27 protein-coding genes and 1 other annotated feature are annotated in these 26,384 nt (G+C 50.3%); of the genes, 22 read left to right on the top strand and 5 right to left on the bottom strand.

All coding sequences use genetic code 11. From position 1 onward, the window contains the following. Nucleotides 1-23 precede the first annotated feature (23 nt). The 3 genes from M891_RS0101870 (at nucleotide 24) to M891_RS0101880 (ending at nucleotide 2,340) form a co-directional block, all read left to right on the top strand. Nucleotides 24-1,319, top strand: a complete 1,296-nt coding sequence (locus M891_RS0101870; protein WP_232228263.1) for a WD40/YVTN/BNR-like repeat-containing protein — start codon at nucleotides 24-26, stop codon at nucleotides 1,317-1,319. A gap of 204 nt (nucleotides 1,320-1,523) precedes the next feature. Next, nucleotides 1,524-1,718, top strand: coding sequence for a hypothetical protein (locus tag M891_RS0101875; RefSeq protein ID WP_016312109.1), 195 nt, complete (start codon nucleotides 1,524-1,526; stop codon nucleotides 1,716-1,718). Nucleotides 1,719-1,920: 202 nt separating this feature from the next. Further along, a complete protein-coding gene (locus M891_RS0101880; protein WP_028537610.1) occupies nucleotides 1,921-2,340 on the top strand; it encodes a DUF2500 domain-containing protein in 420 nt (139 codons plus the stop codon). A gap of 134 nt (nucleotides 2,341-2,474) precedes the next feature. Here M891_RS0101880 and M891_RS0101885 read toward each other — a convergent pair whose 3' ends face one another. Beyond that, the gene (locus tag M891_RS0101885; protein ID WP_028537611.1) at nucleotides 2,475-3,797 is read right to left on the bottom strand and encodes a phytoene desaturase family protein; all 1,323 of its coding nucleotides are present in this window, start codon (nucleotides 3,795-3,797) and stop codon (nucleotides 2,475-2,477) included. A 265-nt stretch (nucleotides 3,798-4,062) separates the two neighbouring features. On the opposite strand from M891_RS0101885, the gene M891_RS0101890 reads away from it, so the two are divergent. The 3 genes from M891_RS0101890 (at nucleotide 4,063) to M891_RS0101900 (ending at nucleotide 6,575) form a co-directional block, all read left to right on the top strand. Beyond that, a complete protein-coding gene (locus M891_RS0101890) occupies nucleotides 4,063-4,485 on the top strand; it encodes a cell wall hydrolase (RefSeq protein WP_016312112.1) in 423 nt (140 codons plus the stop codon). 43 nt (nucleotides 4,486-4,528) lie between these two features. Next, on the top strand, nucleotides 4,529-4,972 hold the full coding sequence (gene gerQ / locus M891_RS0101895; protein WP_016312113.1) for a spore coat protein GerQ: 444 nt from the start codon (nucleotides 4,529-4,531) through the stop codon (nucleotides 4,970-4,972). Between the two features lie 322 nt (nucleotides 4,973-5,294). Then, nucleotides 5,295-6,575 carry a hemolysin family protein gene (locus M891_RS0101900; protein ID WP_174844448.1) on the top strand — a complete coding sequence of 427 codons (1,281 nt, stop codon included), beginning with the start codon at nucleotides 5,295-5,297 and terminating at the stop codon, nucleotides 6,573-6,575. A gap of 59 nt (nucleotides 6,576-6,634) precedes the next feature. On the opposite strand, the gene M891_RS0101905 is transcribed toward M891_RS0101900, so the two are convergent. Continuing rightward, entirely contained in the window at nucleotides 6,635-7,867 is a 1,233-nt protein-coding gene (locus M891_RS0101905) for an aminopeptidase (protein WP_028537613.1), read from the bottom strand. Nucleotides 7,868-8,036: 169 nt separating this feature from the next. Between M891_RS0101905 and M891_RS0101910 the strand changes: the two genes are divergently transcribed. From M891_RS0101910 to M891_RS0101920, 3 genes are all read left to right on the top strand, one after another. Further along, entirely contained in the window at nucleotides 8,037-8,312 is a 276-nt protein-coding gene (locus M891_RS0101910; RefSeq protein WP_016312116.1) for a hypothetical protein, read from the top strand. A 50-nt stretch (nucleotides 8,313-8,362) separates the two neighbouring features. Then, the gene (locus M891_RS0101915) at nucleotides 8,363-9,457 is read left to right on the top strand and encodes an AI-2E family transporter (RefSeq protein WP_028537615.1); all 1,095 of its coding nucleotides are present in this window, start codon (nucleotides 8,363-8,365) and stop codon (nucleotides 9,455-9,457) included. 177 nt (nucleotides 9,458-9,634) lie between these two features. After that, a complete protein-coding gene (locus M891_RS0101920) occupies nucleotides 9,635-10,102 on the top strand; it encodes a hypothetical protein (RefSeq protein WP_028537616.1) in 468 nt (155 codons plus the stop codon). Nucleotides 10,103-10,174: 72 nt separating this feature from the next. Here M891_RS0101920 and M891_RS23150 read toward each other — a convergent pair whose 3' ends face one another. Beyond that, the gene (locus tag M891_RS23150; protein ID WP_009226132.1) at nucleotides 10,175-10,447 is read right to left on the bottom strand and encodes a thioredoxin family protein; all 273 of its coding nucleotides are present in this window, start codon (nucleotides 10,445-10,447) and stop codon (nucleotides 10,175-10,177) included. Between the two features lie 190 nt (nucleotides 10,448-10,637). Between M891_RS23150 and M891_RS0101930 the strand changes: the two genes are divergently transcribed. The 6 genes from M891_RS0101930 (at nucleotide 10,638) to M891_RS0101955 (ending at nucleotide 15,929) form a co-directional block, all read left to right on the top strand. Beyond that, nucleotides 10,638-11,126 carry a cysteine hydrolase family protein gene (locus M891_RS0101930; RefSeq protein WP_016312120.1) on the top strand — a complete coding sequence of 163 codons (489 nt, stop codon included), beginning with the start codon at nucleotides 10,638-10,640 and terminating at the stop codon, nucleotides 11,124-11,126. Nucleotides 11,127-11,202: 76 nt separating this feature from the next. After that, on the top strand, nucleotides 11,203-11,988 hold the full coding sequence (locus tag M891_RS0101935; RefSeq protein ID WP_009226130.1) for a TIGR00266 family protein: 786 nt from the start codon (nucleotides 11,203-11,205) through the stop codon (nucleotides 11,986-11,988). Nucleotides 11,989-12,097: 109 nt separating this feature from the next. After that, nucleotides 12,098-12,535: an Rrf2 family transcriptional regulator gene (locus M891_RS0101940; protein WP_009226129.1), complete on the top strand. Its 438-nt coding sequence runs from the start codon at nucleotides 12,098-12,100 to the stop codon at nucleotides 12,533-12,535. A gap of 195 nt (nucleotides 12,536-12,730) precedes the next feature. Continuing rightward, entirely contained in the window at nucleotides 12,731-13,600 is an 870-nt protein-coding gene (locus tag M891_RS0101945; protein WP_028537617.1) for a VOC family protein, read from the top strand. A 108-nt stretch (nucleotides 13,601-13,708) separates the two neighbouring features. Beyond that, nucleotides 13,709-14,278 (top strand): GNAT family N-acetyltransferase, encoded by a 570-nt coding sequence (locus tag M891_RS0101950; protein WP_009226127.1) that lies wholly within the window; start codon nucleotides 13,709-13,711, stop codon nucleotides 14,276-14,278. Between the two features lie 97 nt (nucleotides 14,279-14,375). Further along, a complete protein-coding gene (locus M891_RS0101955) occupies nucleotides 14,376-15,929 on the top strand; it encodes a glycine betaine uptake BCCT transporter (protein WP_028537618.1) in 1,554 nt (517 codons plus the stop codon). Between the two features lie 30 nt (nucleotides 15,930-15,959). Here M891_RS0101955 and M891_RS0101960 read toward each other — a convergent pair whose 3' ends face one another. After that, the gene (locus M891_RS0101960; RefSeq protein ID WP_028537619.1) at nucleotides 15,960-16,814 is read right to left on the bottom strand and encodes an SDR family NAD(P)-dependent oxidoreductase; all 855 of its coding nucleotides are present in this window, start codon (nucleotides 16,812-16,814) and stop codon (nucleotides 15,960-15,962) included. A 171-nt stretch (nucleotides 16,815-16,985) separates the two neighbouring features. On the opposite strand from M891_RS0101960, the gene M891_RS0101965 reads away from it, so the two are divergent. The 6 genes from M891_RS0101965 to M891_RS0101990 all read left to right on the top strand — a co-directional run bounded on the left by M891_RS0101965 (nucleotide 16,986) and on the right by M891_RS0101990 (nucleotide 23,749). Next, nucleotides 16,986-17,495 (top strand): MerR family transcriptional regulator, encoded by a 510-nt coding sequence (locus tag M891_RS0101965; protein WP_028537620.1) that lies wholly within the window; start codon nucleotides 16,986-16,988, stop codon nucleotides 17,493-17,495. 85 nt (nucleotides 17,496-17,580) lie between these two features. Continuing rightward, nucleotides 17,581-17,850 carry an ACT domain-containing protein gene (locus tag M891_RS0101970; protein ID WP_009226124.1) on the top strand — a complete coding sequence of 90 codons (270 nt, stop codon included), beginning with the start codon at nucleotides 17,581-17,583 and terminating at the stop codon, nucleotides 17,848-17,850. 17 nt (nucleotides 17,851-17,867) lie between these two features. Then, the gene (locus M891_RS0101975; protein ID WP_009226123.1) at nucleotides 17,868-19,226 is read left to right on the top strand and encodes a PFL family protein; all 1,359 of its coding nucleotides are present in this window, start codon (nucleotides 17,868-17,870) and stop codon (nucleotides 19,224-19,226) included. Nucleotides 19,227-19,248: 22 nt separating this feature from the next. Next, nucleotides 19,249-21,207, top strand: coding sequence for an elongation factor G (locus M891_RS0101980; protein WP_028537621.1), 1,959 nt, complete (start codon nucleotides 19,249-19,251; stop codon nucleotides 21,205-21,207). Between the two features lie 9 nt (nucleotides 21,208-21,216). Continuing rightward, nucleotides 21,217-21,786 carry a hypothetical protein gene (locus M891_RS0101985; protein WP_028537622.1) on the top strand — a complete coding sequence of 190 codons (570 nt, stop codon included), beginning with the start codon at nucleotides 21,217-21,219 and terminating at the stop codon, nucleotides 21,784-21,786. Nucleotides 21,787-21,853: 67 nt separating this feature from the next. Continuing rightward, nucleotides 21,854-22,085: a binding site (T-box leader), on the top strand. A 98-nt stretch (nucleotides 22,086-22,183) separates the two neighbouring features. Then, nucleotides 22,184-23,749 (top strand): 2-isopropylmalate synthase, encoded by a 1,566-nt coding sequence (locus tag M891_RS0101990; RefSeq protein WP_028537623.1) that lies wholly within the window; start codon nucleotides 22,184-22,186, stop codon nucleotides 23,747-23,749. Nucleotides 23,750-23,821: 72 nt separating this feature from the next. Here the strand turns inward: M891_RS0101990 and M891_RS0101995 are convergent, their stop codons facing one another. Next, the gene (locus tag M891_RS0101995) at nucleotides 23,822-24,001 is read right to left on the bottom strand and encodes a small acid-soluble spore protein H (protein ID WP_028537624.1); all 180 of its coding nucleotides are present in this window, start codon (nucleotides 23,999-24,001) and stop codon (nucleotides 23,822-23,824) included. 207 nt (nucleotides 24,002-24,208) lie between these two features. Here M891_RS0101995 and M891_RS0102000 point away from each other — a divergent pair, with 207 nt between their 5' ends. Then, a complete protein-coding gene (locus M891_RS0102000) occupies nucleotides 24,209-26,377 on the top strand; it encodes a 5'-nucleotidase C-terminal domain-containing protein (protein ID WP_028537625.1) in 2,169 nt (722 codons plus the stop codon). The last annotated feature ends 7 nt before the right edge of the window (nucleotides 26,378-26,384 follow it).

The following is a 26,384-nucleotide window of genomic DNA, read 5'->3' on the forward strand; positions in this document are numbered from 1 at the left end:
TGCAGAAAGCGAGGTGGTTCAGGTTGAGCCTATGGCTTAAGATTGCCGGAACCGCCCTGGGTATGGTGCTGCTTCTGACGGCTTGCAATTCAGAGCCGCCTCCGGCTGCCACTCCGGTACTAGACGAGCCTTCTGAGGATGATGGACAAACGATTACTGTAATCAATCCTGCAGCTTCCGAGAACCAGGGGAATCCTGCCGCCGCTCCGGCGGAGAACACGAATAACCGCTACCAGATTCAAACCCGTCTCACCGATTTTCAATTGCTCAGTGAAACGACGGGATTAGCGTGGGGGATTACGCGTAACGAGCTGAGACTTTATATTACAGCAGATAACGGCAAAACATGGACGAACATCTCACCTGCCGCCTCCGTACCGTTTGCTACGACGCCGGAGTATGGCAAGGATATCTTTTTTCTAGATCCGAATCATGGCTTTATCGTGCGCAATTCTGCCGGTTCCGGAGACACGATTGTCCTCCGTACAACCGACGGCGGAACCACTTGGAAGGTGACCTCGTTCCCGGGAACAGGGGAAGTGAAGGCGATGGTCTTTGCCGATCCGGATCATGGATGGTTGCTCTCTGAGGGCAATGTGCGAGAGAATAAAACACGATCTTTATATGAGACGGATGACGGGGCCCAAACCTTTGAAGTTCTGCTTGGAGGGACGGATCCGATGCAACTGCTGCTTGAGAACAAGGACAGTCCTTCATTAATCCCTGGGACGCAAACTTCGATGGCCTTTACGAGCCCGCTGCATGGTTTTGTAACCGAAATCAATCAAGGACTTCCAACGTTGTATACGACTCAGAACGGTGGATTAATTTGGACTCAAAACGATCATTTCTTTAATCCGGACAAGTATAAAACCTGCGACAGCTTTACAGTTGGACCTGTATCCTTCTTCTCAGGCAGCGTGCGAGAGGGGTGGATACCTGTGGGCTGCAGCCGGGGAGATTCCACTAAGTTTAATGGTTACTTTACGGAAGATGCCGGCAACACCTGGACATTAGCGCCGTTTCAGTTGTCCTGGCAAACCGGCCTAAACGAGAAGCTGGCCCCGACTTTCCTGACGCGTAACGAAGGTTGGACGATATTAGATTCAACCGTCTATCATACGCTAAACCAAGGCGCGAGCTGGGAGCCGTTGCCGGTAAGCAACAAATTGGTTGAAACGATGATCGACTACCCTGAAATTGTGAAGCTTCAGTTCTTTAATTCCCGAGTGGGGTGGCTGCTCGTTGCCCAAGAGAATCAGAAGCGTTCGCTCCTGATGCAAACGAAGGATGGGGGACGAACCTGGCAGGTGTTATAAACGAAACGAAGGTTGTAAGCAAGCATGGCGTAAGAGCCATGCTTTTTTGTATAAAAAATAAGTAGGATGATCATGTTCATTATATTGTGAAATAAATCACGTACTATCTCCAGACTTTGTGATATATTTAACTTGTAAGGAAGATCAATCACAGGCAAGTCAAAATCGGAGCGAACGCTCCCATAATGATAGGAGTGGAGCCTTATGAAAACTGTTCAAGAAGAGGTTGTAACCCGTAATTACCTGCAGTTCTGCTACACCTGTGAAGATGCTCATCTATGCACGACAGAAGAAGCTTGCAAAGCTTGTTGGGCAGAGAAAGGACTTGACGAAGCATTCGAAATGGAAGCCGATGGCGCTGAAGAGACCCGTCAACTGATGTTTGAGTACTATGCTTAAGATAGATCGTTCTGGTTTCACACCATAATAACCTCCATTCGTAACTACGAATCGGAGGTTTTTCTTTTCTCTCAGATATCTTGGACAAGAGTGGCATATTTTCCGGACAGGATGAATAACAAGTTTTTTTCGGGACCGCATATACTTAGGGGGAAAGGAGAGAACAGCGGTACGGAGCAACCTCTCGAAGGAGGGATAAGCGATGCAGTCGTGGACGGAAATGTTTGGGGTAGTGGAAACGGCGCTGCCCATCTTGTTTGTTGTCATCGTCGGAATTTTGGCTGCGACAGCAGCAGGAGGGCTTCTTCGCGCGATTGGAAACCATCGGCAGCCTGTACTCAGCGTCCATTCCGTTATCGTCGGAAAACGGACCGAGGTCAGCCACCGCCATGACACCGATACCTCGGTGAACCGTTCTGACACGAAGTATTATATGACCTTTGAGGTCGAAAGCGGTGATCGTTTGGAGTTTGCTGTGTCGGGCGTGGAATACGGACAATGTGCGGAAGGAGACGAAGGCAAGCTGACCTTCCAAGGCCGTCGTTACCATGGGTTCGAGCGGTCTGTTCGCACCTATCGGACTGAGCTGCAGGAATACCGAAAATTTCATAGCTCCGGGTAAGTGAGAAGAAGGAAAGACACACGATAATTACAGGAAAGGCAGGCAGAGTAAGATTGGAATACAGCAAAAAAACAGAAGCGTCTCAATACGTCGGACGATCCCGACTCTTGTGTACGCTTCTGTTTTTGTTTGGATTAAATGGATAAGGCCTTGGTATTCGCTTGTTCCAGGATCATCTGAGCTACAGCCCGGCCGCTGGAAAAGGCGCGTTCAGCTAACTCACCTTTCCCTTGGCAGCCGTCGCCGCAGAAGAAGAACGGCACACCTGCCAGACGGTTAGGCAGCAGCTGATTGGTGTAAATATTTTTGACGCTTGCTACCATCGCTTTCTTCGACACGCGTTTGACTTCAACAAACTCGCGCCAATTTGGATAGTACGTATCAAAGAGAGCTTCCATTTGCTGGGTTTTCTGTTCAAGGTATTGCTTCTTCTGCTCCTCATCAGGGAAGTCATCGTTCAAGTAAGCGATACCTTGCAATAACTGGCCATGAACAGGGGCCACCGTGAAATCTGTGGCAGAGACGTCACTGATAAAGATTTTATGATCGATGTCGCTGATATAGTGGAACGGACGGGCAACGACTTTCGAGAAGCCAACATCGTAAACAAGCACTTCGGTTGAGGTGTTGTTCTTGTACGGATCCAGTGCACTTGCCCAAGGCGTTTCCTCCAGCAGTTTAGTTACCTGCTGCACTGGCATGGCGAAGATCACTTGATCGTACACAAGCTGCTGTCTGGTCTTCGTGTTTAACACGAATTTCCCGTCTTCCATCGTAATTGATTCGACCGGCTCCTTCACTGCGATCTCCCAAGACTCATTGTCTTTGATTTTATTGATCAGTTGGTCGGTAATTGTGGCCCAACTGCCAAGAATGTAGCTGACCGGTCGGCTGGAGAGGAAGAGGTTATGATAGTACTCGGAGATGACAGAACCCGGCACTTTGCGAGCTTCCTCCGGTGTAATAAAGAAGTTGGAGCACACGAGATGCTCCCACAACTCCTTCACGTCTGCCGAGGCGTGGGAATGCTCCAAATATTCGCCAAGCGTCCGATACTGCTTCAAATGATGGATGTTACCGATCACGGCCGCGATTTCAGCGACAAACCGGACTTTCTCCATAGGAGTCAACACATTCGTCTTCATAATGTTTACGAAATCCAGCGGGGCAGGGGTTAACCGTCCGTGCTTAGCGTACATCACTTTACGTTTATCGACCTGTTTGCTCTGGAATTTCAAATGCAGCTCTTCTTCCATCGCATGGAGCGTATGTCTGTCGATGCCGTACACTGCGTGTGCTCCATAGTTCAAAGTAAATCCCGATTTCTCATAGGTGAAAGCCCGTCCGCCGAGCTGGGGGCTCCGTTCAAACACGGTACCAGACGTATTGCCGTTGTCCGACAAGTATGCAGCAGCCGTAAGCCCGGCCAGGCCGCCGCCAATAATCGCGATTTTCATGAGGTAACCTCCTAAAAGGTATAATGAAGCAACCGTTTTATAAACAAACCAGCAAAACCGTATAAAAAAACATTATTTAACTACAGTATATGCTATTCATGTAAGCGCGTCCATAGAAATAGACACGAAATGTTCAAGATTGTAACCGTATTCACATAAAACCTTGACTCCTCGCCTTGACACCGAATTTTTACCAGCTTCTAGCACCAAAATAGGCAGATGCACATAAGATATACCGTTCAGCAGAGAGGGAGGAGGACCCAACTTGGCCGTCATTAAAGCGAACTCCGAAGATGTGAAGCTGCTGGCGCGCCTGATGCGCGCAGAAGCGGAAGGAGAAGGCGAACAAGGGATGTTGATGGTCGGCAATGTCGGCGTGAACCGAATCTTGGCAGATTGCTTGGACTTTCGGGATGTTCGCGACATGAATCGGATGGTGTTTCAACGTCCAGGCGGATTCGAAGCAACGATCAAGGGGTATTTCTATCAACGCGCACGCGACCGGGATATCAAATTGGCCCAACGTGTCATTAACGGGGAACGAATTTGGCCCGCGTCGAATGCGTTATGGTTCTTCAGGCCAACGGGTGATTGTCCTGGCACTTGGTATAACCAACAAAATACCGGCCGATATAAGGCACATTGCTTCTTTGCTCCATCCGGGCAAGACTGTCCATCCGTCTATTAACTCTATCGTATCGCTTGATTAATTTTGAGGAGGAATGGAATTCATGTTTACTCAACAATTCCGGCCAGCTGCGTATCCTGCGGGCCAAAGTACTTATCCGATGATGCCGATGGGAGGCGGATATCCGCAGACAACCGGAACTGGCATGCCGCCGCAAGTATCCAGCGGAAGCCCGATGACGCCCACCGGAATGGTGATGCCAATGCCGACGCAGGTGTATGAGCAATCTTACATTGAAAATATTTTCCGTCTGAATTTGGGCAAAGTTGGCACGTTTTACATGACCTACGAGAACAACAGCGAATGGAACGCTAAAGTCTTTAAAGGTGTGCTGGAAGCGGCTGGTCGCGATCATATCATTATTAGCGATCCGGTTACCGGCGTGCGGACCGTCTTGCTGATGGTCAATTTCGACTACGCGACGTTTGACGAGCCGTTGATTTATCAATATCCTGGTGTGATTGGATCCCCGCCGCCAACTCGATAAGCGCACTCTGGTTCCCTTGGGATTTCAAGGGGGCCTTTTTTTATTTTTTCCAGCCTGCCACGCCTGTTCGTTAGGAATACCGCAGCGTTTGACTGTGTAGTGTATAATAATATAATTAAGAAGAATTCATATATCGAATGTAACGGTTTGGAAATAAAGGAGATGAATCCCTTGGGAAATTAAAGCTGTCTTTCTCATATCGAATGCAATTGAATATTGATGATTTTAATCCACGAAGGAGGTGCACCTATTCGCCGCCGGATCGGCGGGAATAGGAAACGTATTGAGTGACCCTTTACCGAGTCTTTATTCCGTAGGATTCATGGTGTTATTGGTGTTGCTTAACGGACTTTTTGTGTCGGCTGAATTTGCCATTGTGAAGGTGAGGAGCTCCCGCATCGAGGCGTTAGCTGAGGAGGGGCGAAGGAGCGCGAAAATCGCGAAAGAGCTGTTAAGCAAGCTGGACGGTTACTTGTCAGCCTGTCAGGTCGGGATCACCCTCAGTTCGCTTGGGCTTGGATGGCTTGGCGAGCCTGTCGTTGCCCGAATTTTAGGGCCGATGTTCGAGATGATGGGCTTGGGTGAACGGCCGGGTTTTATCATTTCGTTAGCCGTTTCGTTTCTCTTGATCGCCATTTTGCATATCGTGCTGGGAGAGTTGGCCCCCAAGACGATCGCTGTCCGTAAAGCCGAGACTATTACGTTATGGCTCGCTTGGCCGATGAGCATCTTTTACCGGTTGATGTACCCGTTCATCTGGCTGTTAAACGGGCTCTCCGCCGGTCTCTTGCGACTGTTTCGCATTGCGCCTGTAACGGAGCAGGACTCGCTGCACACGGAAGAAGAAATCCGTGTGATGATGAAGGAAAGCAGCGAGAGCGGTTTGATCGATAGTACGGAAATGTCGCTGGTCGACAATATTTTTGAGTTTGCTGATACAACCGCCCGTGAGATTATGATCCCCCGAACAGAAATGATCTGTTTGTATACGCAGCATTCGCTGGAAGAGAACCTGGAAATCGCCTTGGAAGGTACAAGAACACGTTATCCTGTCTGCAATCATGATAAAGATCATATTATCGGATTTATTCATATTAAAGATCTGATCCGCTCCCAAAACCGGAATTTCCGCGATCTAATACGTCCGATTATGGCCGTCCCGGAATCGATTCCGATCAGTGATTTGATGAAGCGCATGCAGCGGGGACGGACGCAAATCGCGATCCTGATCGATGAATACGGCGGGACCTCTGGGATGGTGACGTTGGAGGACATTGTCGAGGAGATTGTGGGTGAGATTCAGGATGAGTTCGATGAAGAACGTCCTGGCATCGAGCAGCTGGACACGAATGTGTATTCGATCGACGGGCTTATGCTGATCGAGTCCATCAATGACCGATTTGGCCTGGAGCTGGATTCCGACGACTATGACACCATTGGCGGTTGGTTATATTCAAGGATCGATATCCTGCCTCCGCAGGTCGGGCAAACCGTAGAATATGGCGGAATCACGTACGTGGTGGAGGAGACCGACAACAAACGAATCTCTCGCGTCAAGCTTATTCGCGAGCAGCTCTTGCCGTTGGAAGAAGCGGGCGCTTAATAAAATAAAGCCGGATGACTCTCTTGGATCGAGAGCATCCGGTTTTATTGTTTTTTCAATTAGAATGCCCAGTTGCCTTTAATGAAGATCGGCTCTTCTTTGCCGTCTGCCGTGATGCCGAAAATATCCATCTCTGCGGATCCAACCATAAAGTCTTCATGCGCCAAGCTGGAGTTCAACCCGCGTTGTGCCAGTTCTTCCTGGGACATTGATTTGCCGCCTTCCAGGTTAAACGCGTAGGCATTTCCGATGGCCAAGTGGTTGGAGGCATTCTCGTCAAACAGTGTATTGTAGAACAGAATACCGGATTGCGAGATCGGAGAGTTATGCGGTACTAATGCCACCTCTCCCAAGTAATGCGAGCCTTCGTCCAGCTCCACGAGCTGTTTAAGGACATCGGCACCTACTTCGGCTTTGTAATCCACGATTCGGCCGTTCTCAAACGTCAACGAGAACCGGTCGATGATCGTGCCGCGGTAGCTCAGCGGTTTTGTCGCGGAGACCGTGCCGTTTACCCCTGTTTTAAGCGGAGCGGTGAACACTTCCTCAGTTGGCAGGTTAGCCAGGAACGTGTTACCTTGGGCGTTGATGCTCTCAGCAGCGACCCACAGATGGCCTTCCGGCAGCTCGATGGTCAGGTCGGTACCTGGTGCTTTATAATGCAGCTTCTTGTAGCGTTTCGCATTTAAGTAATCGGATTTTTGCGTGAGGTTCTCGATATGTTGCTGCCATGCCGCGATCGGGTCAGGCTGATCCAGGCGAACCGTACGGAAGATCGCTTCCCACAACGCGGGTACACGTTCTTCTTCAGGAAGGTTAGGGAAGACTTTGTCTGCCCATGCCTTGGAAGGTACAGCTACGATCGACCAGCTGAATTTATCGGACATCTGCATTTCACGGTACTTGCTCATCGCTTTGCCGTATGCTTTCTGATGATTGGTGAGCCGTTGCGTCGACACGCCTTTCAACAGGTCAGGGTCGGAGGAGATGACATGCAACACCGCGGCACCGTTCTCTACGTATTCCAACATCTCGCCGGCATACCATTTCGGTTCATCCAGGAAGGATTCTTCGGCAGCCATATCATAGCGAAGACGGGTGACCACATCATCGCTCCAGTTAACTTTAACGAAGCGAGCGCCAGCTTCATAGGCTTGTTTCACAATAAGACGGACGAGCTCCGCGCTATCGATGGTCGTGTTGATAATCAGATTTTGTCCGGGTTGAACGTTAACGCCAATTTTGACAGCGAGTTCTGCATATTTTTCCAGTTTCTTTTGAAAATCGGACATCTACGGGTTCCTCCAAACTTTAGGAATTAATTACATGCTTAATCATACACCATTTGCCAGCAAAATTGGAATGCCGCGCGATGGCGATCCTTCGTTTCTACATTTGATATTCCCCCAAAACATGGTACGATATTGCAAAGAGACTGTCCCATAAAAAGGAGTTACGTACATGATGAACGAATTGACCATTGTTCATGCAGAAATGCGCCGGGAGGAGGATGGTTCCTACATCGGCAAGACTATTTTCGAAGTAAGCTCGCATAAGGCTGCTTATGAAATTACCTTCTACAGTGAGAAGGGGACGGATTGGGATTACAGCCTTCATTATGCCAACGAACCGGGCATTGAGGAGCAATTCCTTGCCGTTGACGAACGGATCGAAGAGGACGACGAGTTGTTTGATACCTTGTTGGATGCTGCGTGGGATACGCTGCCGGAGGCTTAAACCGTTGACTTCCGTTGGATAGCGGAAGAGTGGGGGAGGAGGAATAAACCTTGTGGCAACATCCGTTCTATCGCACATCACTTGGGATTATTATGGTGCTGACCATCATCTATTTGTTATCCAAGGTCAGTTTTATCTTTAATCCGCTGGTGACGCTGGTATCCATATTAATTGTTCCACTTACGATCTCCGGATTTCTGTATTATCTGCTGCGACCGATCGTCCAGTTCCTGGAACGGAAGAAACTGAACCGGGTACTGTCGATTTTGCTCATTTACTTATTATTCGCCGGAGTTATTACGATCTTCTTAATCGTGGTCTGGCCGCCGCTGCGGAAGCAGATCATTGAATTTATGAACAATGTGCCGAAAATGATCAATGGACTGCAGACCCAATTCAACGACATCCGCGACAATCGCTACCTCTCTATGGTGACGAATGAAACCAGTCCGGAACTGATGAGCAAAGTCACGGAATATTTGAACTCGGCTATGGAAGCCATTTCCGGTTACTTGTCTCATGTGGTGACCTTCCTGAACGACTTCGTCATTGTCGTAGGTACTGTTCCGATTCTGCTCTATTACATGCTGAAGGAGGATGAACGGGTCACGCCAATGCTGGTGCGGATGCTGCCTAGTCGTTACCGCCGGGATGGAGCCAACGTCATCCATGAAATCGACAACATGCTCAAAGGGTTTATCGCCGGGCGTATGATTAGTGCGTTGCTGCTGGCGTTTATGAGCTTTATCGGTTTTTGGATGATCGGGTTGCCGTATCCGCTGCTTCTTGCGGTAGTAGGGGCGTTGTTTAATTTCATCCCATATTTCGGGGCACTGCTGGGGGCAATTCCTTGTGTGATCGTGGCATTCACCGTGTCTCCGACCATGGTGCTCTGGGTTATCGTGGTTGTGGTGGTTGCGCAGCAAATCGAAGGCAACCTGATCTCTCCCTACATATATGGCAAGACGATCAATATTCATCCGTTAACTACGATCGTTTTGTTGCTGGTGGCCGGTGATTTTGGCGGCATTCTGGGGATGATCTTGGCGATTCCGGTGTACATGATGCTGAAGATTATCGTACTTAAGGCACATAAACTTTATTTTGCAGAAAAAATGGAGGATCTCACCGAAACAAATCCATAAACTTATCAGCGACCTGCAAGGTGATGAATATCATATCTCCCATCCCTGCGATTGGGCGATGATTATTCTATTAGGTAGACATTCAAAGAGTCGGATCCATCTCGCGAAACAGCTATGGACGGCTTTTTGAATATCCTGTTCGATAGAAATCATCAATTTGCTCGGGGGATGATGTACATGGCAGTGCAAGCCAAAGGCGGGAAGTACTTTTATGCATGGAGCAAGATTCTTCCCGACGGATCGTTTTACCTTCCGGATCAAGCCCTGCAAGAGTACCAAATTCGACCGGATTCCAACATTATTCTGATGACCGGCCGGAATACGGCCAAAGGCTTTAGCGTTCTGTGCAAAGAACTGATCGCCAACTCGCCGCTGGCCCCGATCTTCGCCAGCATTCCTCAGCTTCAGCAATTCGCCATCCCGGAAGGGGAACCGGTTATCGTGAAAGAACGGACGTTTTGCTGGGTGTACTTGAATAGCAAAGGATATTTTACGCTGCCGTTGACCACCTGGCAGCAATTTGGCCTCAAGCCGGGCGACCAACTGCTCAGCTTGCGTGCCACCCATTTAGCGTTTAACAATTTGGCGGAGGGGCCTTATATTGAGCAAGCGAAGCAACTCCGTGATATTCTCGTCTATGAATGAAAAGCAGCTTACAAAGAAACCAGCCAGTCGTCTGAGCTTTAGCGGCTGGCTGGTTTTCATTTCTCTTTTCCTTTAGGCGGATTCGGTTGACGACGGGTATTTCGCGATCAAATTTCTGTAGGCATCCTTCGGCCGCAGCCCGATCAGCTTCTCCACTGGTCGGCCTTGATGAAAGAAGATCACGGTCGGCATCGACATCACACCAAATTGTGACGCCAAATCCGGGAGTTCATCACAGTCAACCTTCAGCAGGTGAACGGCCCCGCCGTACTCCTCATGCAGCTCGTCCAAGATAGGGGATAGTACCAGAGCGGATGCTGACACCTGTAGCTTTGGACAATTCACCAATTCTCATCGCTTTTGAATCACCTGCTTTCTTGGGTTCATTATAAACCCTGACATTAATGTGAGGGTCAACCGTTTTTACCTCGAATCGCAAAAAAAACTTCATCGTCAACTCCGATGCATGAGTTCATGGATCGTGTATAATGTAGGAAATTGGGCGTCTGCCATACAGGCGGCAAAGGAGGAAAGCATGAAACCTGCCTTATTAATCATCGATATGCAGCAGGCTTTTTTGAACCATCCACGCATCCAAAGTGAAATCCCAGAGGTTTGCGAGTACATTAATGCGGTCGCAGACTTGTTCAGAGAAGCAGGGCGGCCGGTTGTGGTGGTCCAAGATCAGGATGGAGGTGTGGGAACTCCAGGTTACGACGTTATCCCAGAGGTCAAACTGGTTGAATCCGACCTGCGGGTCTCCAAGGTATGGAATAACTCGTTCTGGAAGACGAACCTTGAGGAGCTTCTGCGTGAGCAGGACACCGACTTCGTCGTGGTCTGCGGATTTGCCGCCGAACACTGCGTTACGTTTACGTTTAATGGCGCGGTAGAGCGCGGGTTTGGTGCAGCGATTTTGCAGAAAGGCATCCTCGGCGAACACCCCGATGCGGTGACCGCTGTCTATCGGGACCGCAGCCTGATCAGCTACGCCGTGATTCGCGCGCTTTTGAAGCAAGATTAATTTATGGCATTACATATCTAAAACAATGTGAAGTTGCGAGCTAGTTCATTTTTCATATCAGGAGGCGGTATGTTCCATGAATGCACATGAAATCGATTATCGGATTATTGGAAGTGAAATGCAGTGTGTGGAAGTCCATTTGGATCAGGGAGAGAGCGTCGTAGCGGAAGCCGGCAGCTTTATGATGATGGATCCCGATATCCGGATGGAGACGATTTTTGGCGATGGCAGCAATCAAGGCGGCGGTCTCATGGGCAAGCTCATGGGGGCAGGTAAGCGGTTGTTGACCGGTGAGGGCTTGTTTATGACGGTCTTCACCAACGCCGGGTATCAACGGCAGGCCGTTACTTTTGCTTCACCCTATCCTGGAAAAATCGTCCCGCTGGACCTGCAAATGCTTGGCGGGAAGGTGATTTGTCAGAAAGACGCGTTCCTGTGCGCAGCCAAAGGCGTATCCGTCGGCATTGAATTCCAGCGGAGGCTGGGTACCGGCTTCTTTGGCGGGGAAGGCTTCATTATGCAGAAGATTGAAGGCGATGGGCTTGCTTTTGTGCATTCCGGCGGTTTGGTCATCGAGAGAGACCTTGCCCCTGGCGAAGTGCTTCGCCTCGACACCGGTTGTTTGGTGGCCATGACGGCTTCGGTCGATTACAACATCGAGTTCGTCAAAGGAGTTAAAACTGCCTTGTTCGGCGGGGAAGGTCTGTTCTTCGCTACGCTGCGCGGCCCCGGCAAAGTTTGGGTGCAATCGTTGCCGTTCAGCCGTTTGGCAGATCGCGTATTGTCCGCATCCCGCTATTCAGGCCGCAAGGATGAAGGCAGCTTGCTCGGCGGCTTGGGGAACCTGCTCGACGGAAAATAATAGAGGTACGGAAGTTCAGCGAGTTTGCATGGTGAGAAAGGCGGTTGACATTCCGCTCCTCAAGTAACTAATATGGTTACATGATGATGGAAAGGGGGAGCGGCTTATCATGACGATTAGCTCCAGATTTTCTGTGGCGATTCACATCTTGTCCCTGCTTGAAATCAGTAAGGACGAGATTTGCACATCGGAATATATTGCCGGCAGCGTGAACACGAACCCAGTTGTCATCCGCCGCATTATGGGTATGCTAAGCAAAGCGGGCTTGGTAGAAGTCCGTACGGGGGTGGCCGGAGCCAAGCTGTCACGGCAGCTGGATCAGATTACTCTGCTGGATGTATACCGTGCCGTGCATGTTGTGGAGGAAGACGGATTGTTTGCCGTCCATGATCAGACCAACCCCGATTGCTTGGTCGGTAAGAATATTCAAGCGGCCATTGAACCGATTTTCTCCAAGGCGCAGAAGGCAATGGAAAATACGCTTGCGGCGGTAACGCTGCAGGATGTGGTGAACGAAATTTCGGTCGTCAACAATCCATCCGTGTAACGCGAAATTCACCTTTAGCGGTCAACGGAGTGAAGCCCCCTAACGATAGGGGGCTTTTTTTGAGCGAAAAATTGACAATGCAGGCTCCTGTAACTATACTGATTACAACGATGCAATTGTAACATCCTCTGTTACACCTGCTTAACGGTCATTTATTTGTTTTTACACTGTTTTCAATTATGAAGGAGGACATCGATCTTGGCTCATCCCTTACCGATTCATCCCGCCACAAAACTGGGCGTTGTTCAACTGAAAGTTCGCGATCTGGAGCGCTCGCTCACCTTCTATCAAGAGGTGATCGGCCTTCGGCTGTTGCGCAAAAGCGGTCATGTGGCCGAGTTAACCGTAGACGGCCAACATCCTTTATTGATTCTGGAGGCAGATCCCCGTTATCGCGTGCTGCCGGAGCAGTCTGTATCTGGGCTGTACCATTTTGCCATCTTAGTTCCGGGGCAGGTGACCTTGGGGCTTGTTCTGCGCAATTTGATCCGGCATCAAATCCCCGTGGGCCAGGGGGATCACTTGGTCAGCGAGGCGCTGTACCTAAGTGATCCGGATCAGAACGGCATTGAGATCTATGCCGATCGCCCCCGCGCTACCTGGCAGAAAACGGCATCCGGCGAAATTCACATGATAACCGATCCGGTGGATATCCAAAACCTGTTACAACTCTCCGAACATGCGCAGTGGAACGGTTTGCCGGAAGGTACGCGCATGGGCCACGTGCATTTTCACGTAGGGGATTTACAGGTAGCGGAACAGTTCTATTGCGGCGTATTAGGTTTTGAGGTCACACTTCACTTCGGCGCATCGGCGTTATTTATCTCGGCCGGCGGTTACCATCACCATATCGGCTTAAACCTGTGGGCGGGCAAAGGTGCACCGCCAGCGCCGGAGGATGCGGTGGGCATTCGTTACTTTACGGTAGAGCTGCCGGACGTTCCGGCATTGGACGCCGTTGTAAGCCGGTTAGATGAAGCCAGGGTGGTTTATACGCGGGAGGGGAATGAGCTGCGGCTTAGTGATCCTTTCGGCATTGGCATTAAACTTACGGTTGCTGCTTGAAGAGTGCGCTTGCAGCGGAAGTTCTGAAGATTTTAAGTCTTCCTTTTGGCGCGGTCCTTCACCTATAATAGATTTACGTATTATTTTAGGAGGAAAGGACCGGTCGTTATGAAAATGTTCCCTCAATTAGAAACGGAACGTTTTGTACTCAGAAGGCTGACGACGAAGGACGCCGCCGATTTGTTCCATTATTTCTCCAACGACGAAGTGACCAAATATTACGATTTGGATCGTTTCGTGGAGCTCCGAGAGGCCGAGGAACTCATCCAGAAGTGGAACAGCCGCTATTTGGAGAAGCGGGGCTTTCGCTGGGCGATTACGGTTAAGGCCGAAAGCGACCGGGTGATCGGCACTTGTGGTTTTCATAACTGGTCGAAGGAGCATTTCAAAGCAGAGGTCGGATACGAGCTCAACCCAGACTATTGGCGCCAAGGTGTGATGACGGAAGTGCTGCAGGAGATACTGCGCTTTGGCTTCGAGGATCTAGGGCTGAATCGGATTGAGGCTTATATCGACCCCGACAATATTCGATCCAGGTACTTGTTGGAGAAGACGGGCTTTCATGAGGAAGGATATTTAAAGGAAACGTTCTTCGAGAAAAATCAATTTGTGGATGCGGTTGTCTTCGCTTTGCTGAAGAAGCAATATGAAGCGAAACGGAATCGGCAGTTCCGGTAGAGCTATTTCCAACCTTCCACGGTCATGCATAATTCCCCAGTCTCGGCAAACAATTGTAACAGGATGTTACTTTGACTGAGGCTGGGGGTTAAGGCAAATGGTATTTATCGTTTCTTTTCTGATTATTCTGTTGTTCGTCCTCTGGGGAGCTATTGCTCCAGACCATTTGGCAGCGACAGCGGATCAGGTATTAGGTTTTTCCATCGGAAGTTTCGGCTGGTTTTATTTAATGACCACGCTGGGACTTCTTGTTTTTTCGCTATACTTGGCGTTTAGCAAGCATGGTCAGATTAAGCTGGGCGATGATGACGATGAGCCCGAATATTCGAATCTCTCCTGGTTTGCCATGCTCTTTAGCGCAGGGATGGGCATCGGGCTCGTCTTTTGGGGAGCGGCCGAACCTTTGTCGCATTATTTAATCCCGCCCGAAGGGGCAGAGGGAGGTACCCCGCAAGCAGCCCGACTGGCAATGCGATATTCGTTTTTCCATTGGGGTCTGCATCCTTGGGGCGTGTATTCGCTCATTTCGCTTGCCCTCGCCTATTTCCAATTCCGCAAAGGGTACCGCGGACTGATTAGCATGACCTTCATTCCGCTCTTAGGCGAGAAGCTGGTTCAAGGCGTTCTGGGGAAAATCATCGATATTCTCGCTGTGATCGCAACGGTTTTCGGTGTAGCCACCTCGTTAGGTTTAGGCACTCTGCAGATTAGCAGCGGGCTCAATCATTTATTTGGGATCCCCAATGCGATAATGACCCAAGCGATCATTATTGCGGTTGTGACCGTCTTGTTCCTGTTATCTGCCACCACCGGGCTCGATAAAGGCATTAAGCTGTTAAGCAACACCAACTTGATCATTGCCATTACATTACTTCTGTTCGTGTTATTGGCAGGTCCGACTTCCTTTATCTTCGATACGTTTACGACCACGTTGGGGGATTACTTGCAGAACCTCATCGTCATGAGCTTACGCATGACCCCATTTACTCAAGGGACCTGGGTAGGGAACTGGACGCTGTTTTATTGGTCGTGGTGGATTGCTTGGGCCCCGTTTGTGGGAACCTTCATCGCCAGAGTGTCCCGCGGACGAACGATCAAGGAATTTGTGCTTGGAGCCCTTATCATTCCCAGTGCTTTCGGATTTGTATGGTTTGCTGTCTTCGGCGGGACCGGATTGAATTTGGAGATCTTTCAACATGCGGGATTGGCTCAAGCGGTACAGGAAGACGTGACCACCGCATTGTTTCTCATGTTGGAGCAACTGCCACTAGGTACGTTGATTGCGGGAGTAGCTACGTTGCTCATTATTACGTTCTTCGTAACTTCGGCGGATTCAGCAACCTTTGTGTTAGGGATGCTGTCCTCCAAGGGGACGCTGCATCCTCGCAATAAGGTGAAATTAACGTGGGGGATTTTGCAGTCCTTGATCGCCTTGGTCCTGCTGATCAGCGGAGGTCTTAACGGATTGCAAACTGCTTCGATCGTGGCGGCACTGCCTTTTGCCGTCATTATGCTCGGAATGTGCGTTTCCTTGTTGAAGGCGTTAAAAGGTGAAGAGAAAGAACGTAAGCGCAAGGAACGGCAAACCCGACAGTTTATCGAACGGTTGAAAGCGAAGGAGCAAATCGATCCTTCTCCATCCAAGGAATAGAGAGAGTGGGGCTAGGGAGACACCGCATATTTAGCGGTGCTCCCGGAGATACTCCGTTTGATAGAGGGTATGGACTCGGCGAAGCACCGTCTGGGCCTGTTCACTAAACTTCATATCCACGATTTGATCTTTGATCAGAAAGACACCGGTTTGCCCGCGATGTTGGCCTTGTGCTGCGGCATACAGCAATCCAGCTCCATGGGTCGGCGGGGAGAAGAAGAGCTTCATCACCGGTTTCAGCCAGATGGGAAGCCCCGAACGTTTCCCTTTACGTAAGGTGTTGTTGCTTCCCGGATCCACGCTCCGAATCTCGATCCCCTCTTCGGCGAGCTGTGGAGCAACCGCTTTGGTCCATAAAGTAAGCGCCAGTTTAGAGGTGGCATACGGACCTAACAGCTTGCGGAATTTCACCGGACGCTCGAGCTGGTTAGGGTCAAACGCTTTAACCCGATTGATGACTGCGGACGAGGTATTGATAATCGTTTTGAAATGGCCACGCTTCAGCAAATCCTTGAGTTCCATGGTGACGATATATGGCACAACGCTCATCAGCTCATAGTGAAGCTCCCGTCCTTGCTTCGAATACTCCAACTCCGGGAAGCTGCGGCCGGCATTGTTAAACAGCACATCAATCGACGCTTCATTCGTTTTAATCTGCTCCAGCGTATGCCGCAGACTAGCAAAATCCGATAAGTCCGATGTCTTGTAAGTTCTGAGCTGTCCCGCTTGAGCAGCACTTAGCAGCTTCGGATCATCCGCCGGCCAGTCCGATCGGTTTAAACCGATCACTTGCCACCCCTCTTGGATCAGCATCCGCGTTAACTCCAGCCCGATTCCGGAGCTGGCCCCCGTAATTAAAGCAATAGGTTGATTTCCATGATTCATGTTCACAGAGCCTCCTTTACTGTTATGAAGCCCTTCACTGACTTCAGGCCGATTGTAGATCTTGGAGTCGACTCCAAGTCAAGTCTTGATTTTCAAGTATTCCGAATATTGACTTGGAGCTGACTCCAAGTTGTATAATGCAGAAAAGATGGTTAACGGAGGGATCAAGCGATGGCGGTTCAATCCATCAGTCCAGACAGTTTCACGATCAAGCAAGTTGCTGAGCATACCGGGATATCCGAGGATACGATTCGATATTACGAGAAAATCGCACTTCTCCCTCGAGCCGAGCGGAAGGAGAATGGACATCGCATTTATCACAAGGAGGACCTGGATACGATTCGACTGATTTCTTGTTTGAAAAAGACCGGGATGCCCCTGGACGAAATGCGCCCCTTCCTGAAGGTGTCTGCTGATGCGAATGCCGAGGACTACCCGGAGCTCGTGGAGAAGATGATCCGGCACCGGGCCAGCATCGTTGAACAAATCGCCTCCTTGCAGCAGGTGGTTGATTTTATTGATTTGAAGTTGAAGCAGGGGAAGTACCAGCCTGAGGAATGTGAGACGGAAGGGATGACCGGCACCCCTGCTGACCATGCAAAGGATGCAACGCCGGGCAAGCCCATATCGACGGCAGAGCTGCGTTATTTTTCCGCGTCACCGAGTGAAAGCCCTTATTGAAGAATCGCTGTTCTTTTGCCATAATTAATCGAAGCAGATGACTCGTCCGCGCTGGCGGGAGTCTTACATAAAGGAGGAGCTTGGGTTGAAGGGGATTATTACCGTACTGGGTAAAGACAAAGTAGGCATTATCGCCAAGGTATGCACGTATTTGGCCGATCACAATGTGAACATTCTTGATATTTCACAGACGATTATTCAAGGGTATTTCAATATGATGATGATCGTGGATATTTCTTCACCGACCAAGAGCTTTGAGACGCTGGTTGAAGAATTGCAGGAGCTGGGCCGTTCCATCGGTGTGGAAATTAAGCTGCAGCACGAAGATATTTTTAATACGATGCACCGGATCTGAGGAAGGGAAGGGACACTATGATCTCACGCGTTGAAGTACAAGAAACCAATTCGATGATCCGCGAGATGAACCTCGACGTACGCACGATTACGATGGGCATCAGCCTGATGGATTGCGCTCACGAGGATATGAACGTCTTTAACCGGAACATCTACGATAAAATTACCCGGACTGCCGAAAACCTGGTCAAAACCGGGGAGGACCTGGAGAAGCAATTTGGCGTGCCCATCGTGAATAAACGGATCTCGGTAACGCCGATTTCGATCGCTGCCGGCGGGCTGAAAACGGATACGTTCGTGCCGGTGGCTGAAGCGCTGGACCGGGCGGCGAAGGAAGTAGGCGTCAACTTTATCGGCGGCTTCTCGGCCCTTGTGCAGAAGGGTTTTACGAACGGCGACCGGGTGCTGATCGACAGCATCCCTGAAGCGCTGGCCGTTACCGAACGGGTTTGCTCCTCAGTGAACGTGGGCTCCTCGCGCAACGGGATTAATATGGACGCGGTGAAAAAGATGGGCGACATCATCCTCCGTACCGCGGAACGGACAGCGGATCGGGGTTCGATCGGCTGCGCCAAGCTGGTGGTGTTCTGCAATGCGGTAGAAGATAACCCGTTTATGGCGGGCGCATTTCACGGTGTTGGTGAACAGGAGTGCGTCATCAACGTGGGCGTCAGCGGCCCTGGGGTCGTGAAGCGTGCGCTGGAGGAAGTGAAAGGTAAGGACTTTGAGACGTTGTGCGAAACGATTAAGCGGACAGCGTTTAAAGTCACACGGGTAGGTCAGTTGGTTGCACAGGAAGCGTCGAAGCGCCTTGGCGTTCCGTTTGGCATTATCGACTTGTCGCTGGCTCCGACACCGGAGATTGGCGACTCCATCGCAGAGATTTTCCAAGTGATGGGCTTGGAGGAAGCAGGAGCGCCGGGAACGACGGCCGCGCTGGCGATCTTGAACGATAACGTGAAAAAAGGCGGCGTCATGGCCTCCTCCTACGTTGGCGGCTTAAGCGGTGCGTTCATCCCGGTCAGCGAAGACCACGGGATGATCGAAGCGGTGCAGCGCGGTGCGCTGACGCTGGAGAAGCTGGAAGCGATGACGTGCGTGTGCTCCGTTGGCCTTGACATGATCGCGATTCCGGGGAACACGAGCGCCGCGACGATCTCGGGCATTATCGCGGACGAATCGGCTATCGGCATGGTCAACAACAAGACGACCGCCGTTCGGATTATTCCGGTGATCGGCAAGGATGTTGGCGAGGTCGTGGAGTTTGGCGGTTTGCTGGGCTACGCGCCGATTATGCCGGTTAACGCCTTTAACTGTGCGCCATTCATTGAGCGGGGCGGCCGGATACCGGCGCCGATCCACAGCTTTAAGAACTAACTAAGCGGCGGGGGACGCAGCTATGTTCAAGACGATTGGACTTCTGGCGCATGTTGACGCTGGGAAAACCACCTTTGCTGAAGCGTTGCTCTACCACACGCAAACGATTCGCAGCCGCGGCCGAGTTGATCATCGCGATGCCTTCTTGGACAGTCACGAGATCGAGAAGGCAAGGGGCATCACCGTATTTGCCGACCAGGCGGAAATGAGATACGGGGATAATACCTACTTTTTGCTGGATACGCCGGGACACGTCGATTTTTCCGCAGAAATGGAACGGGCTTTGCAAGTGCTCGACTATGCGGTGATCATCGTAAGCGCGGTGGAAGGGGTGGAAGGCCACACGGAAACGGTCTGGCAGCTGCTTCGGGCATATGGAATTCCTACGTTTTTCTTTATCAATAAGACGGATCGTACCGGAGCGGACCCGGACCGGGTTCTGGAAGATATCCGCCGCGAGCTGAGCGGAGATGTGCTGGATCTGTCGGCTTGGGCAACGACCGGCCAACTGGACGAGACGGATAAGGCACGGCTTGCGGAACGAGATGAGTCGTTGCTGGAACCGTTCTTGGAAGGGACCTTATCCGATGCCGAATGGAACGAACATCTCATACGGATGGTTCAACACGGCCATGTGTTTCCTTGCCTTAGGGGATCTGCGCTGCTGGATATCGGCATTGACGTGTTTCTGAAGGCGCTGGATCGTCTCACAGTGACCCGGTATGATCCGATGCTTCCGTTTGCGGGGCGGGTGTACAAAATTCGCCATGATGAGCAAGCGACGCGCATCACCTTCATCAAGGCGTTACAAGGCTCGTTAAAAGTGAGAGATGAACTCACCTACGGCCCGGAAGGCGAACAACGCACGGAGAAAATAACCGCCATTCGCAAATACAACGGACAGCGGTTTGTGCAGGCCGATTCCGTTCAAGCAGGAGAACTGTTCGCGGTAACCGGCTTGACGGCGCTATCTTCCGGTGAAGGCATCGGGGCGTTGGTTGACCCGATTCGCCGTGAGCTCGCCCCCACGTTGCAGTCGAAGGTACAATTTGAACCGCCGCTCCATCTGAAGGAAGTCCTGCGCGTCTTTCAGCTGCTGGACGCCGAGGACCCGACATTAGGAACCCGCTGGGATGAAACGCTGCAGGAGCTGCATATCCATGTCATGGGCAAAATTCAGTTGGAGATCTTGCAGCAGGTCGTCCAGGGACGATTTGGGATGAAGATTACGTTTGGACCGCCGGAGATTTTGTATAAAGAGACGATATCTACATCGGTGAAGGGCTGCGGTCACTTCGAACCATTAGGGCATTATGCCGAAGTCCATTTGCGGCTGGAGCCTGCCGAACGGGGCAGCGGAGTGACGTTTGTAAATACTTGTCACGCGGATGATTTGTCCGTAGGCTATCAAAATATGATCGGCCAACATGTGCTGGAACGAGAGCATCACGGCCTGTTGACCGGCTCGCCATTGACGGACGTGCGCGTTACGTTGCTCACCGGCCGCTCGCACAACAAACATACCAGCGGAGGCGATTTCCGCGAGGCGACGTACCGCGCGATTCGGCAGGCGTTGGAGCAGGCAGAGAATGTGCTGCTGGAGCCGGTGTATCATTTTAAAATCAAAGTGCCCTTAGATCAGCTTGGTAAAGTGTTAACCGATATCCAGCAAGCGCATGGCCGATTTGATCCGCCGGAGACGGGAGAAGAGACGGCTGTGATTTCAGGTGTCGTTCCGGTAGCGACATTTATGGATTATCCAACAGAGCTGGCAGCGATGACGCACGGGAAAGGTTCAATCATGCTGAAATTTGGCGGTTATGAGCCTTGCCATCAAGCTGAGACGATCATCGCCCAGAAGGACTATAATAAAAATGCCGATCCGGCATATACCTCGTCCTCGATCTTTTGTGCAAAGGGGCAAGCGTTTTCTGTGCCGTGGGACGAGGCGCCTAAACATATGCACGCTTCGGTATCATGAGGTGATTTAATGTATCCCAAAATTTTGATCGCCTTCGTTCTATCGATCATTCTCACCTCGTGTACAAGTCAGCCTATGAAAGATGATCCGAATTCCGAGGCGTACACCTTGTACCACAATATTTTTTATCATCAATATTCGACTCAACTCGCTCTTTTGGCAGACATTTTGGAACGGATCTCCCAAGTGGAGCTCGATCAAGAAGAATCGGCTTACATTCAAGGAAAAATTGACGGGTACTCCGAAAATAGTTGGTTTGTTTTCTACTCGATGAATCGCACGGATAGTCCGTCTCTGGATCAGGCAGTGCCCGCAGAACTTCGTTCTGCCATGTATGAGGTCATTGACGAGACCAATCAGTTATTAAGTTCCTTGAACGAAAAATTGGATGCGCATAATAAACTTACCGTTGCACAAGATAATCAGGAGCTTATTCAAGAACTGATTCAGCAGTGTGATGAGCTGAACGTCACCTCAAGTTATATCAAAGACGAGAAAAATTGGAGCTCCTACAAAGAACAGCTACAGTTGGCTCTGCTGAAGTTTCAAGAGTTTCGAGACAAACTCCAGTCGGAATAATGGATTTCTTCTCTTTATGTTGACAATCCGTTATTAGGTGCATATAATATCCAATAATTCCATATTGCCAAATGTGTTGATTAGAAATAGTAAACGTGATTTGACCTTTCAGAGAGCCGTTGGGTGGTGCGAAACGGCAGCGTCCGTCATGTTGAACTCGTCTATGAACAGCTGCCTGATATGTAGGGTAAGCCGGGATTCCGCCGTTACAAGGATAGATGGTGTTCGCCATCGAAAGAGATCATTTCATCATGTGAAATGAATTAGAGTGGTACCGCGGGTTCAACCTCGTCTCTATAGCAGAGACGGGGTTTTTTTGTTGATTAAAGTCCGGGTTTAATCAACCCCGCTTCACATAGATTCAATCCAAATTCCAAAATCAAGGAGGAACTTTCAGATGGAACGTTACCGCAACATTATCGTACTGGATACAACGTTACGCGATGGGGAGCAAGTCCCTGGTGCCAAGTTAAACGTACGGCAAAAGCTGGAGTTTGCTCAGCAGCTGAAGCGCCTCCGTGTAGATATTATTGAGGCCGGCTTCCCTGCGTCCTCACAAGGTGATTTTCAGGCGGTGCAGCAAATTGCCCGAACCGTAGGAGACAGTGTAGGCATTACCGCGTTGGCACGGGCGGTAAAATCCGACATCGATGCCGTGTACGAAAGCATCCGTGAGGCCGAACAGCCGTTAATCCATATCGTGCTTGGCGCCTCTAACGTCCATGTGGAGAAGAAATTTAACCGCTCTAAAGATGCCGTTCTGCAAATGGGTGTCGATGCGGTGAAATATGCGAAAACACTGCTGCCGCAGGTTCAATATTCTACCGAGGACGCTTCGCGGGCGGACTTTGAATATTTGTGGAAGACGATCGAAGCCGTTGTCAAAGCCGGTGCGACGATGATCAATATTCCGGATACCGCCGGTTACGCGGAGCCGGAGGAATTTGGCCACCTGATCCGGCGCATTCACGAGCGGCTGAAAAACCTCGACGATTCTGTGATCCTCAGTGTCCATTGTCATAACGATCTCGGTCTGGCTACGGCCAATACCTTAAGCGCCATCAAAAACGGGGCCGAGAAAATTGAATGCACCATTAACGGTCTGGGGGAACGGGCCGGCAATGCTTCGCTGGAGGAAGCGGTGATGGCACTGAAGGTACGCGAGGGGCTGTACGGCTGTCGCACGAACATCGATACGACGGAGCTGATTCGTACGTCGCGGTTGCTGACCCATTTAACGGGGCTCGATGTGCAGGTGAACAAAGCGATCACCGGCGACAATGCGTTTGCTCATTCCTCTGGAATCCATCAAGACGGTCTGTTGAAGGATAAGCAGGTGTATGAAATTATGTCCCCTGAAGAGGTGGGGGCGGAAAGTATGGAACTGATCCTGACGGCCCGTTCGGGTCGGCATGCGGTGAAGCACGCGGTGGAGAAGCTGGGCTTCGATACATCGGATACCGTAGGGTTTGAGCGGTTGTTCCAACGGTTTTTGACATTGGCTGATGCGAAAAAAGAAGTGTACGACCATGACCTTTATTACCTGCTGAGTGAACATCAAGAGCCAAGCGATGCTGCTCATCCGCTGTTCGAGCTCACGTCGTTCCAAGTCGTGACGAATGACATATGCCCAACGGCCACCGTCACCTTGAAGATCAACGTACAAGAGCGGAAGGGCAGCGCAATTGGAGATGGTCCGATCGACGCGTTGTATAGTGCGATCAAGTCGTTAACTGGCATCGATGCCAAACTGACCTCCTATAAGATCAACAGCATTTCCCATGGGAAGGAAGCGATCGGACGGGTGAACATTCAACTTGAGGCCGGAGGAAAAGCCTACACAGGACGTGCCATGGACACCGATATTATCAAAGCGAGCGGTCAGGCCTTCGTGAATGGCATCAATGCGATGGTATTAGCTGGTGCGATCGAAAATGATAGTGACATAACAAATGTTATGTAAACTACGTTAAATGGCTTGCAAAATAAAGAGGCAGAAGGAGCTCGCATCAAACGAGAGCCTTCTGCCTTTGTTTTATTGTTCATTCAGTTGGGATAATGCAACTTCTTTTTCGTTCTCCGGTTGACTAAGCGGATAAATCCGAGCGGTTTCTTTCTTATCGTCAACATGTTGAATGTACACCGGTTCTCCATCGTAAGTGACGTTGATCATAGTAGGGGAAGCGACAATCTCTTTCGCGCGTTGACTGTCCATTAGGTAACCTCCTGTTGTCTTATAGTTCAGTCTTTTTGCCGATCATAAAATACCCGATTCACCAAGTTTTTATTCTTTTATGTCATGAAACATGAAAATTTGTAAATTATAATCATTAATTTGATTTAAATGATTTACTTTAAAAACTCTTCTACTTATATTTAATAGAGTAGTGTATCAAAAAATGGTAGAGGAGGAATTAGATTAATGGTTTGGAGAAACAAAGCCGTCGGCAAGTTTCTGGCGATCAGTACCCTCGTTGCAGGACTTGCTTCTGGAGCGGTGGGGTTGTCCGTAAATGCGGCGGAATCCGGTAGTTCAGCGGCCAAGGACTTCGAACTGCGCGTCCTACATACGAATGACACGCATGCCCACCTGGACAACATCGCTCGCAGGGTGACGGCCATCAACACAGCAAGAAACGATCACACGTTGTTGCTGGATGCAGGGGATGTTTTCTCGGGAACGTTATATTTCAATCAATTTAACGGTTTGGCCGATCTGTACTTTATGAACGAGTTGAAATATGATGCCATGACGTTTGGGAATCACGAATTCGACAAAGGACCAAGTACATTAGCCGAGTTCATTAAGCAGGCCAAGTTCCCATTTGTTAGTGCCAATCTGGACTTTAGTGCGGATGCGGACCTGAAAGGGTTAAGCCATTCCGAGCTGGGCAAACCAGGAGAGTCAGGTCAAATTTACCCGGCCGTAATTAAGGAAATTGCCGGGGAGAAGGTGGGGATCATTGGCTTAACTACGCCTGAAACCTCCGTGTTATCCTCGCCTGGTCCTGACATCAAGTTCGCGGATGAAGTTGAAAGCACACAGAAGCAAGTTGATGCTTTGGAAGCCGAAGGGATCAACAAAATCGTTGTGTTGTCTCATTTAGGGTATACCGTTGACCAACAACTGGCTGAAGCCGTCGATGGGATTGATATTATTGTAGGCGGCCACTCCCATACCGTTCTGAATGCTCCGGAGGTCCATCATGCCGATGAAGAACCTACGTTGATCGTGCAGACCGGCGAATATAATCAAAATTTAGGTCAACTGGATGTCACTTTTGACTCCGAAGGAAAACTAACCGCTTGGAAAGGCGAGTTAATTGCGCTGGATGCCAAAGATGATGCCGATAACTATGTGATACAGAGCGATGCTGCAGCTGAAGCCAAGCTGAAGGATTATGCTGCTCCGCTGGAAGAGCTGAAGAAGACGGTGATCGGGAAGACCGAAACGGATTTGGACGGCGAACGCGGCAGTGTACGTAAGCAAGAGACAAATCTCGGCGACTTGATCGCGGATGGCATGCGCTCGAAAGTGAAGAGCATCGTGAAAGAATCCGACGTGAAAGGATATGTCACGATCCAAAATGGGGGCGGGATTCGCGCTTCAATTAAAGCCGGGGATATTACCCTGGGGGATCTGCTCACCACCATGCCGTTCGGAAACAATCTAACGGCACTAAAAATGACAGGAGAAGAAATTGTCGCCGCACTAGAGAACGGTGTGAGCGGTGTCGAAAATGGGGAAGGGCGCTTCCCGCAAGTTTCGGGTCTGCGCTTCTACTATGATTCTACGAAACCGGGTGAAGTGATCGACGATGTGACGGGTGAGAAGACACAATCCGGACAACGCATCGTGAAAGTCCAAATTCAAAACGAAGATGGCACTTATTCCGATATCGATCCCAAAGCATACTACATTGTGGCCACGAACTCGTTTATGGCGAGCGGCGGGGATTTCTACGCGTCGATGAAGCAAGCAAAGGACGCCGGTCGATTCTATGAGCTGAACCTCGTGGATTATGAAGTGTTCCATGAGTACCTCGACAAAGTGGGGACGATAAAAGCCTTCACGCAAGGGCGGATCACAGATCTGAAAGGGGCCGCATTACCAGCGGAAGCGGGCGGCAGTTCGCCAACTGCCCCAGGCACGATGCCTGAAACACCTGCATTTACGGATATTTCTGAAGATCCCCATGCTGCGCTAATCAATGAAGCTGCAGCTGCGGGTATTGTCAAAGGGTATGGGGATGGCACCTTCCGTCCGCAAGCGGAGGTAACCCGTGCTGAATTTGCGGTTATGATCAGCCGTGCGTTCCAAGTGCCGGAATCCACTGAAGCTGCGGGATATTCCGACATCTCGGAAGTGCCAAGCTGGGCTGTGACTGCGGTTAGTGCGCTTAAGCAAGCAGGGGCGCTTGAAGTGCTCGGGAAAAAGACGTTCCAGCCTAAAAGCACGCTTACTGCAAAGGAAGCCGCCGAAGCGATTGCTGTCCTCTCCGGCAAAGAAGCGAATCTGGCTGGCCTTGCCTCTAATGCCAAGGTGACGCGCAGCAGCTTGGTGTTGCTGATTCAGTCTGCGTTGAAATAATGTTACA

Origin of the sequence: Paenibacillus sp. J14 (genome assembly GCF_000518465.1) — a bacterium.
GTDB classification, from domain to species: Bacteria; Bacillota; Bacilli; order Paenibacillales; family Paenibacillaceae; genus Fontibacillus; species Fontibacillus barengoltzii.